The organism is Flavobacterium sp., from assembly GCF_021151785.1.
Taxonomy (GTDB): domain Bacteria; phylum Bacteroidota; class Bacteroidia; order Flavobacteriales; family Flavobacteriaceae; genus Flavobacterium.
Window position 1 is genome coordinate 1 of sequence record NZ_JAGKWP010000089.1, and the last position, 9663, is coordinate 9663.

At 31.3% G+C, this 9663-nt stretch carries 10 protein-coding genes and 2 tRNA genes; 10 read left to right on the plus strand and 2 right to left on the minus strand.

Going from position 1 to position 9663, the window contains the following annotated elements; translation table 11 throughout:
• The first annotated feature begins 38 nt into the window (after positions 1-38).
• Positions 39-111, plus strand: a tRNA-Gly gene (locus tag QZ824_RS09155).
• Positions 112-139: 28 nt separating this feature from the next.
• A tRNA-Gly gene (locus QZ824_RS09160) sits at positions 140-212 on the plus strand.
• 33 nt (positions 213-245) lie between these two features.
• On the opposite strand, the gene pepE is transcribed toward QZ824_RS09160, so the two are convergent.
• Positions 246-953 carry a dipeptidase PepE gene (gene pepE / locus QZ824_RS09165; RefSeq protein ID WP_291275718.1) on the minus strand — a complete coding sequence of 236 codons (708 nt, stop codon included), beginning with the start codon at positions 951-953 and terminating at the stop codon, positions 246-248.
• A gap of 151 nt (positions 954-1104) precedes the next feature.
• Here pepE and QZ824_RS09170 point away from each other — a divergent pair, with 151 nt between their 5' ends.
• The 6 genes from QZ824_RS09170 to QZ824_RS09195 all read left to right on the plus strand — a co-directional run bounded on the left by QZ824_RS09170 (position 1105) and on the right by QZ824_RS09195 (position 6699).
• Positions 1105-1812, plus strand: coding sequence for a hypothetical protein (locus tag QZ824_RS09170; RefSeq protein ID WP_291275719.1), 708 nt, complete (start codon positions 1105-1107; stop codon positions 1810-1812).
• Positions 1809-2309, plus strand: a complete 501-nt coding sequence (locus QZ824_RS09175) for a DUF6702 family protein (protein WP_291275720.1) — start codon at positions 1809-1811, stop codon at positions 2307-2309. Before QZ824_RS09170 ends, QZ824_RS09175 begins: the two co-directional genes overlap by 4 nt.
• Positions 2310-2336: 27 nt before the next feature.
• On the plus strand, positions 2337-4607 hold the full coding sequence (locus tag QZ824_RS09180) for a M1 family metallopeptidase (RefSeq protein ID WP_291275721.1): 2271 nt from the start codon (positions 2337-2339) through the stop codon (positions 4605-4607).
• A 124-nt stretch (positions 4608-4731) separates the two neighbouring features.
• Positions 4732-5064 carry a twin-arginine translocase TatA/TatE family subunit gene (locus QZ824_RS09185; protein WP_291275722.1) on the plus strand — a complete coding sequence of 111 codons (333 nt, stop codon included), beginning with the start codon at positions 4732-4734 and terminating at the stop codon, positions 5062-5064.
• A 26-nt stretch (positions 5065-5090) separates the two neighbouring features.
• The gene (locus tag QZ824_RS09190; protein ID WP_291275723.1) at positions 5091-5654 is read left to right on the plus strand and encodes a phosphatase PAP2 family protein; all 564 of its coding nucleotides are present in this window, start codon (positions 5091-5093) and stop codon (positions 5652-5654) included.
• Positions 5638-6699, plus strand: coding sequence for an acyltransferase (locus QZ824_RS09195; RefSeq protein WP_291275724.1), 1062 nt, complete (start codon positions 5638-5640; stop codon positions 6697-6699). The genes QZ824_RS09190 and QZ824_RS09195 overlap by 17 nt, the downstream gene beginning before the upstream one ends.
• Here QZ824_RS09195 and QZ824_RS09200 read toward each other — a convergent pair.
• Positions 6676-7317: an O-methyltransferase gene (locus QZ824_RS09200; RefSeq protein ID WP_291275725.1), complete on the minus strand. Its 642-nt coding sequence runs from the start codon at positions 7315-7317 to the stop codon at positions 6676-6678. The two genes, QZ824_RS09195 and QZ824_RS09200, sit on opposite strands and share 24 nt — an antisense overlap.
• A gap of 185 nt (positions 7318-7502) precedes the next feature.
• Here QZ824_RS09200 and rlmN point away from each other — a divergent pair, with 185 nt between their 5' ends.
• Entirely contained in the window at positions 7503-8543 is a 1041-nt protein-coding gene (rlmN, locus tag QZ824_RS09205) for a 23S rRNA (adenine(2503)-C(2))-methyltransferase RlmN (protein WP_291275726.1), read from the plus strand.
• A 34-nt stretch (positions 8544-8577) separates the two neighbouring features.
• Positions 8578-9558 carry a polyprenyl synthetase family protein gene (locus tag QZ824_RS09210; RefSeq protein WP_291275727.1) on the plus strand — a complete coding sequence of 327 codons (981 nt, stop codon included), beginning with the start codon at positions 8578-8580 and terminating at the stop codon, positions 9556-9558.
• Positions 9559-9663: the final 105 nt, after the last annotated feature.

Genomic DNA, 9663 nt, shown 5'->3' on the forward strand with positions numbered 1-9663 from the left:
CTTTATATTTGCACCCACAAAACAAAAACATCTACCATGCGGAAGTAGCTCAGTTGGTAGAGCGTCAGCCTTCCAAGCTGAATGTCGCGAGTTCGACCCTCGTCTTCCGCTCAAATTTATTGAAATTAAAATCTACCATGCGGAAGTAGCTCAGTTGGTAGAGCGTCAGCCTTCCAAGCTGAATGTCGCGAGTTCGACCCTCGTCTTCCGCTCAAAAAAAGCCTCATTTATGAGGCTTTTTTTATTCATCGTAAATCACTTAAATCTGAACCTGGTGCTATTTCAACAGGCCGTTTTCCTTGTTGAAATAATCTTGCATGAAGAACTCCTTTTAAGGTAATTGCATCCCCTAAAACCTCTAACCAGCTCCCTTCTCTTAATCCCAAAACTGACTGCGGATTGTAATAATGAAATTCATTAATTCTAGTTTCTCTCGTTTCACCCATATGCGTTGAACCCTCAGTAGGATCTAAATAATGCGGATTAATATTAAAGGAAACCAACCCTAGCGTCTTAAAACTTGGGGGATAAACAATTGGCATATCATTAGTGGTTCCCATTGTTAAGCCACAAATATTGCTTCCAGCGCTTGTGCCTAAATAGGGAACACCTCGACAAACCGCTTTTTCAATTGCTTCCCATAAGTCGTACTTATACAACATACTTACCAATACAAATGTATTACCACCTCCAGTAAAAATAGCTTCCGCTTGTTCAATAGCAGCAATAGGATCCTTAAATTCATGCAAGCCTCTAACTTTTATGCCTAATTCATTAAAAAAAACACTAACTTTAGCTGTATATTCATCATGAGATATGCCACCTGGACGTGCATATGGAATAAAAATTAAATGCTCAACCCCAGCAAAATGACCTTTTAATTCCTCTTTCAAATACGCCAAATACCCCCCGTTATAAAGTGTAGACGTACTTGCAATTATTATTTTCTTCATTTTTTTATTTATGATTTATATTCTTAACAAAATTTTATTAGATAGATTACATGAGTTCTCCTATTTTTACAAAAAAAATGAATTGAAATTAATTTTCAACATCCTCACTTTTCTTTGTTTGCAATTCACTTTAGCCCAAAATGATTCTATAGTGAAAGGTAAAATCATTGTTGAAACAAATGACAATGATGGCGTTACAATAATTAATCTAGCAAACAAAAATAGTACTATTTCTGAAAACGGTGGTTATTTTAAAATAAAGGCCAAAGTAAACGATACGATCATGTTTAGTGCTATTCATCTTGAAGCTAGAAAAATTGTGATTACAAAAAAAGACTTTGGTCCAAATTTACTTTTTATCAAATTAAAAATCCATACCAAGCATATCAAAGAAATTATGATAACCAATGGAGATGGAATTAACGCTGAGTCTTTAGGCTTAGTCAAAAAAGGTCAAAAACAGTACACCCCCGCCGAAAGAAGACTAAAAACAGCATCAGCTCTTGACGGGCAATGGGGGCTGAACACAGCTTTTAGCATAGACCCCTTATTTAATTGGCTTTCTGGAAGAACCAAACAACTAAAAAAAGAACTAGAAGTAGAAAGAAAAGAATTTCTACAAGAAAAAATTATTAATAATTTTGAACGCGATTATATCATTCAAATACTAAAAATTCCAGATGATTATGTTGATGGATATATTTTCTATGTAGTTGAAGATCAAACATTAGTAGATGCTATAAAAGCAAGAAATAAAACAATGGTTTCTTTTAGATTAAGTTTTTTAGCGACAGAGTATTTAAAACTAAAACAAATCAAACCGAAAGAACCTGAAGGTAAAACAGAAAATCAAAAATGAAGCAATTAAAACCCCTAATCTTTGGCTTATTACTTGTAATTACGTGTGCTTTTAATGCACATAAATTCTATATAGGTGTTTTTCAAATAGATTATTTTAAAGAAAAAAAGAGTATTCAAATCACCACAAGACTATTTATTGATGATTTCGAAAAAGTATTATACAAAAAATATAATAAGCATTTCTACATTACAACAAAAGATGAAGTAGCTGATGCTAATTTGTATGTAGCGAAATATTTGCAAGAAAAACTAAAAATCAAGGTTAACAATAAAAATCATCCTATTGAATTTCTTCTCAAAGAACAAGAAGACAACGTTTTAATTTGTTATTTAAAAATTAAATTCTCTGAAAAAATAAAAACAATAGAAATTACTAACAATGTTTTAACAGAAGAATTCAATGAACAACAAAATTTAGTACATTTGAATATTAATGGTAACAAAAAAACACTTTTGTTTACTAATGATAATAATATTCAAAAATCAAACTATTAATTTACCCGTTTCACAAACAATTAAACAATGAAAAAGTCAATCTCATTAGCATTTTTAGTTCTTAGTTCATTCACATGGGCTCAAGAAATAAAAAAAGAGGAGCCAAAAAGAGAGTCTGGACATTATGACAAAAATAAGTTTAGTCAAATGTACAATGATATGGCTACCCCTAATATGTATCGATCTGCTTCTGGAGCGCCAGGACCAGCGTATTACCAACAAAAGGCAGATTACAAAATCAACCTTGAATTAGATGATAAACTAGCTCGTTTATATGGAAATGAATCTGTTACTTATTTCAACAATTCACCTGATGCCTTGGAATACCTTTGGTTACAATTAGATCAAAATATTGAAAGAAGAGACAATCAAACTCAATTAATAGATAATAAAACGATATTTCCAGCAACAAACGGTTCTAATTTTGCAAAAACATACATGGAGCCAGGCTTTGATGGCGGATTTAACATTGAATATGTAAAAGATGCCAAAGGAAATAACATGAAGTACACCATCAATCAAACGATGATGCGAATTGATCTTCCTCAACCTTTAAAAAAAGGAGAAAAGTTTACTTTTTCTATCAAGTGGTGGTATAACATAGTGAATTATCAAGGATCTGCAAATAATGGCCGTTCAGGTTATGAGCAATTCCCAGACGGAAATAGATTATATGTTATGGCGCAGTTTTATCCAAGAATGTGCGTATATAATGATGTTGAAGGATGGCAAAATATGCAATTTTGGGGAAGAAGTGAATTTGCACTTGTTTTCGGTAATTATGATGTGAGCATTACAGTTCCTGCTGATCATATTATTGAAGGCACAGGGACTTTACAAAATAGAACTGAAGTTTATACGGCTGAACAAGTTAAAAGATGGGAATTAGCAGAAAAAACATTTGACAAACCCGTTGTTATTGTTACTCAAGAAGAAGCTACAGCAAAAGAAAAAGGGTTTTCTAGCGAGAAAAAAACTTGGAAATTTAAAGCTGAAAATGTACGTGATTTCGGTTTCTCAACTTCACGTAAGTTTATTTTAGATGCTATGGCCGTTCAAGTAGGAAATAACAAACCTATGGCTATTTCAATCTACCCTAAAGAAGCAAATCCACTATGGGGAGATTTATCTACTAAAGCTGTTGCGCATACTTTAAAAACATACTCAAAATACACATTTGATTATCCTTATCCAAAAGCAGTTTCTGTTTCTGCAGAAGATCAAGGAATGGAATACCCTATGATTTGTTGGAATTTTGGAAGACCAGATGAAAACGGAAAAGTAAGCGATCGTGTTAAATATGGAATGTTAGGTGTTATTATACATGAAGTTGGACACAATTTCTTTCCTATGATTGTAAACTCTGACGAAAGACAATGGACATGGATGGACGAAGGTTTAAATACTTTCTTAGAGTATTTAACTGAAATTGAATGGGAATCTACTTTCCCTGTTGACCGCGGACCAGCTCGTTTAATTGTACCTTACATGAAGGGTAATCAACAATATTTAGAGCCTATTATGAGTCAGGGTGATGTGGTTTATAACTTTGGAGCCAATGCCTATGGCAAACCTGCAACTGGGTTAAATATTTTACGTGAAACCATTATGGGTCATGAATTATTTGATCATGCATTTAAAACCTATGCCAACCGTTGGAAATTCAAACACCCAACTCCAGAAGATTTCTTTAGAACCATGGAAGACGCCTCTGCTGTGGATTTAGATTGGTTTTGGAAAGGATGGTTCTACTCAACAGATTTTGTTGACATTGGAATTAAAAATGTAAAACAATACTATGTTACTGAAAGTGTAACTAAAGAAAATAAAGAATCATTCAACAGAAGAGGAAGAAGAGTAAGTGGAGACCAAGGACCTACCATTTATTTGTTACCTGAAGATTCTGCAGATTTAAAAGCAGAAAACAAAAAAGCTTTTAACGCTGAAGAAATTCAATCTCTAAATGAATTTTTAAATAAAAAATATACTGCAGAAGAAAGAAAGAATATGAAAAACCCTAAATTCTTCTATGAAGTAGAATTTGACAAGCCAGGGGGAATGATTATGCCTATTATTGCAGAATTACAATTTGAAGATGGCACTTCTGAAACACATAAATTTCCAGCTCAAATTTGGAGAAGAAACAATGAAGTAGCTAAGAGAACATTTGCAACAGACAAAAAAGTGGTAAAAATTGTTGTTGACCCTAAACTTGAAACAGCTGATATTGACACCACAAATAATACATGGCCAAAACAAGAAACTACTTCAAAATTTGACCAAATAGAGAAAAAATAATAAAGACTTAACTTCTAATGAAAAGCGCAATCGTATTGATTTGCGCTTTTTTTGTTAAAAATCTTTAAATGAAGGCATCTTGAGCTATAACTTTTATTAAATTTGTGTTTTAAAAACAAATTATATGTTTGGAATAGGTGGAGGAGAATTACTTTTAATTCTTGTTGTAGTTTTGATGCTTTTTGGATCAGATAAAATTCCTGATATCGCTAGGACATTAGGAAAAGGAATGGCACAATTAAAGCATGCAACAAATGAAATTAAACACGAGATTCAAAAAGGAGTTGAAGAAAATGGCTTAGACGTGAATTCAATAACAGGAGGAATTACTGAAGAAATAGAGAGTGCAAAACAAAGCATGAATCAATCCTTGCATCCAGTAGAATTACAAAATCCAGTAGAAGAAATCAAAGAAGAATTTGAAAATATTACTGGACCAATCAAACGTCAAATGTAACAACTACAATTTCCTTTATATTTCTTATGGAAAAAATCATTGCACTTGACAAAAAAATTTTTGTTTTTTTAAATAATCTTGGTAGCGCACCATATGATAACTTTTGGTTATTAATTACCAAACAACTGCATTGGACTCCTTTTTTCTTTCTTTTGGCTTATTTAGTTTATAAAAAAATAGGAGGAAAAAGATTAGGTATATTACTATTGACTATTGCAGTAATGTTAGTTTTTACAGATCAAATAACTAATTTAGTAAAAGATTCTGTTCAACGCTTACGCCCATGTAACGACATAGAGATTAAACATTTAATCAGAATAATAAAATCAAGTGATACCTATAGTTATTTTTCGGGTCACGCATCGAATTCTACTGCCTCAATGACCCTATTGTTTCTTATTCTAAGAAGGTATTATAATTATTCCTATTTGATCTTTGCGTTTCCATTAATTTTTGCTTATAGCAGAATTTATCTAGGATTACATTTTCCATTAGATATTATAACGGGTTATATTTTTGGTGCTTTGATTGGATTTATATTTTACAAACTATATGAGTATATAACGGTAAAATATGCAACAAATTCCTAATCTAACATCACTTCGGTTTTTTTTGGCCATACTAGTTGTTATTTTTCATATTCCTGAATTTTTCGCGAACAGAAACTTACCTTTTTACAACGAGACCAGCATTTTCCTCAGGGAAAATGAAAGCGTTTGGATGTTTTTTTCATTAAGTGGATTCTTAATTATAAAACAACTTTATAATGAAAAATTAAACTCCAATTCAATTAACCTAAAAAATTTCTTTTTAAAAAGAATATATCGCATTTTTCCTTTGTATTATCTGGTATTAATTTATGGATTTATTCACTATCAAATTATACTACCAAAAATTGGATTTACTTTTAACAATAATTATAATTTAATAGAAGGCATTCTACTTTCTGCTACTTTTTTTTCAAATATTTTTTTAACCTACAGTCCTGGTGGAATTTTAGAAATTTTATGGTCCATTGGCATTGAAGAACAATTCTATTTATTTATAGCACCACTTCTCTATTTTACACCTTTTAAAAGAATTACAACTATATTGGTTTTAGTAACTTTTATATATTTAGTCTTATTTACAAATGAAAACTTTACATTTTTAACCAACTATAAAATGTATTTTTTCTTTTTTACTTTTAGCGGAATTTGTGCTATACTTTTAGAACATGTTGATTTTAAAAGCTATATTAATTGGTTGCTTTATTTCTTAATAGGAATGTATTTCTTTACACCTTTTTTAAAAGATTTTTTCACTGAAAATCAATACCTTATATTTAGCATGCTATTATTTGGCTTATTTCTAAGTTGCCTTTCAAAGAAACCAGTAGCAATTTTACAAAACAAAACTTTACATTATTTAGGCACTATTTCATATGGCATTTATATGTTTCATGCAATTACTATTCAAATAGTTGGGTTTATTATATTAAAATTTTTCCCTACAATAGAAAACAATATTTTTATAATAACGAGTTATTCACTTGGAATAATAATGCTAAGTATACTAATGGCTCATTTATCATTTAAGTATTTTGAAAGCTATTTTCTAAATTTAAAAAAATCACTTCACCCTAGTAACCGTTAGACCGTCTCTTATGGGCAATAAAACAGTTTCCACTCTTTCATCTTCATTAATTAACTTATTATAAGCTAATAAAGCTTTAGTACTTTTATCATTTGGTTTTACTTCACCTAATATTTTACCACTCCACAACACATTATCTGATAAAATAACCCCGCCTTTATGAATCATTGGAACTATCATATTGAAGTAGTTGCTATAATTTTCTTTATCTGCATCAATAAAAACCAAATCGAATTTTTGCTCAAGGGTAGGAATAATTTCTAAAGCATTCCCTAAGTGCTGGACTATTTGATTTTTATAATCGGAAGCCTCAAAGTATTTCTTTTGAAATTCTACTAATTCTTCATTATTATCAATGGTATGTAACATTCCCTCTTCTGACAACCCTTCAGCTAAGCACAAAGCTGCATACCCGGTATAAGTCCCAATTTCCAAAATGGTTTTCGGACGAATAAGTTTGGACAACATACTTAAAACTCTTCCCTGAAAATGCCCACTTAACATTCTAGGCTGTAAAATTTTTTGATGTGTTTCTTTATTTAATTTAGCTAACAATTCGGGTTCAGGTTGTGAATGTTGCGCTACATAATTTTCTAATTCTTCAGATATAAAGTGCATAAAGTAAAATTTCGAACTACAAAAATACAACTTTCAATAGCAATGACAACTTCGAAAGTCAATAACAATCATAAAAAAATTAAACGAATTTAGAGCATAATTACATTATTAAATAGGCTCAAAGAATACATTTTGATTTTGGAAATTGTAATTGATATTGCCATTGAAATTTGTACTTTTGCACTATGCAAACAGAAAAAAGAGACATTCGTGCTTTAACCAAAGATCAACTAAGAGATTTTTTTGTATCTAATGGAGATAAAGCTTTTCGTGGCAATCAAGTATATGAATGGTTATGGCAAAAGCGTGCCCATTCGTTTGAAGACATGACCAATGTTTCTAAAGAAACCCGCACCATGCTTGAAGCTAACTTTGTCATCAATCACATAAAAGTAGATACGATGCAACGCAGTGAAGATGGTACGGTTAAAAATGCAGTTCGATTACATGATGATTTAATTGTTGAATCGGTTTTAATCCCTACAGAAACAAGAACAACAGCATGTGTTTCTAGCCAAGTTGGTTGTAGTTTAGATTGCAATTTCTGTGCTACAGCAAGATTAAAGCGCATGCGTAATTTAAATCCAGATGAAATTTACGATCAAGTAGCGGCTATTGATAATGAAAGCAGATTGTATTATGACAGACCCTTATCGAACATCGTATTTATGGGAATGGGCGAACCGCTTATGAATTACAACAATGTAATGGCTGCTATAGAAAAAATCACTTCTCCTGAGGGATTAGGCATGTCGCCCAAACGCATTACCGTTTCCACTTCTGGTGTTTCTAAAATGATTAAAAAAATGGCCGATGACGAAGTAAAATTCAAATTAGCTGTTTCCCTTCATTCTGCGGTAGAAGAAATTAGAAATGAAATTATGCCTTTTACAAAAAGTTTTCCACTACCCGAATTAAAAGAAGCTTTAGAATATTGGTACAAGAAAACCAAAAGCAAAGTAACCTATGAATATGTAGTTTGGAAAGGCATCAATGATGATAAAAATTCCATAGATGCTTTGGTTAAATTCTGCAAATATGTTCCTTGCAAGGTAAACTTAATTGAATACAACCCAATAGACGACGGTATGTTTCAACAAGCCAGCGAACAAGCCATCAATAATTATATTTCAGCATTAGAAAAAAATAATATTGTGGTAAAAGTTAGAAGAAGTCGTGGTAAAGATATTGATGCAGCCTGTGGACAATTAGCAAATAAGAGCTAATTAATTAAATTGAATTTGCTATTTTTGTTGTTCCATGAAAATCACTGAAAAAATAAAAGAACCCATCGCCTTTGAAATGGAACTTTTCGAGAAAAAGTTTCAATTAGCAATGTCTTCAAAAGTAGCTCTTTTAAATCGAATTACACATTACATCGTTAACAGAAAAGGAAAACAAATGCGACCAATGTTTGTTTTTTTAACTGCAAAAATGATTTCAGGCGGGACAGTAAATGACAGAACATATAGAGGTGCTTCTGTAATTGAATTGATTCATACCGCTACTCTCGTTCATGACGATGTCGTAGACGACAGCAACAAAAGACGCGGTTTTTTTTCTTTAAATGCTTTGTGGAAAAATAAAATTGCAGTTCTTGTAGGCGATTATCTATTATCAAAAGGACTTCTACTTTCAATTGATAATAATGATTTTGATTTACTCAAGATTATTTCTGTTGCTGTTCGAGAAATGAGTGAAGGCGAATTGCTACAAATTGAAAAAGCCCGACGACTCGATATTACTGAAGAAGTATATTATGAAATTATTAGACAAAAAACAGCAACATTAATTGCAGCTTGTTGTTCTTTGGGAGCTTGTGCCGTTGCACCAGACGACAAAGAAGTAATAGAACGAATGCGCAAGTTTGGAGAATTGATAGGAATGGCTTTTCAAATTAAAGATGATTTATTTGATTATACAGAAGATGCCATTGGCAAACCAACAGGTATTGACATCAAAGAACAAAAAATGACACTTCCTTTGATTTACACTTTAAACACATGCACTCTGAAAGAAAAAAATTGGTTAATCAACTCTGTGAAAAACCATAATAAAGATAAAAAAAGAGTTAAAGAAGTAATTTCCTTTGTTAAAAACCACGGTGGCTTAATCTATGCCGAACAGAAAATGCTGGAATACCAACAAGAAGCACTAAATATAATTCAAAAATTTCCCTCTTCACCTTACAAAGAATCATTAAAATTAATGATTAATTATGTTATTGAAAGAAATATTTAAATAAGCCTTGAACTAAAACAGCTTTTTCATCATTTCTATCTCATAAAAAAAATCATATTTTAAGAAATAATTATTTTTTTATGAATAAATTTGCCTCATCACTTG

Coding starts and splice junctions, on each gene's coding strand:
- QZ824_RS09175 (WP_291275720.1), top strand. CDS start 1,809: ATGAAGCAATTAAAACCCCTAATCTTTGGCTTATTACTTGTAATTACG.
- QZ824_RS09200 (WP_291275725.1), bottom strand. CDS start 7,317: ATGCACTTTATATCTGAAGAATTAGAAAATTATGTAGCGCAACATTCA.
- rlmN (WP_291275726.1), top strand. CDS start 7,503: ATGCAAACAGAAAAAAGAGACATTCGTGCTTTAACCAAAGATCAACTA.
- QZ824_RS09180 (WP_291275721.1), top strand. CDS start 2,337: ATGAAAAAGTCAATCTCATTAGCATTTTTAGTTCTTAGTTCATTCACA.
- QZ824_RS09210 (WP_291275727.1), top strand. CDS start 8,578: ATGAAAATCACTGAAAAAATAAAAGAACCCATCGCCTTTGAAATGGAA.
- QZ824_RS09190 (WP_291275723.1), top strand. CDS start 5,091: ATGGAAAAAATCATTGCACTTGACAAAAAAATTTTTGTTTTTTTAAAT.
- pepE (WP_291275718.1), bottom strand. CDS start 953: ATGAAGAAAATAATAATTGCAAGTACGTCTACACTTTATAACGGGGGG.
- QZ824_RS09195 (WP_291275724.1), top strand. CDS start 5,638: ATGCAACAAATTCCTAATCTAACATCACTTCGGTTTTTTTTGGCCATA.
- QZ824_RS09185 (WP_291275722.1), top strand. CDS start 4,732: ATGTTTGGAATAGGTGGAGGAGAATTACTTTTAATTCTTGTTGTAGTT.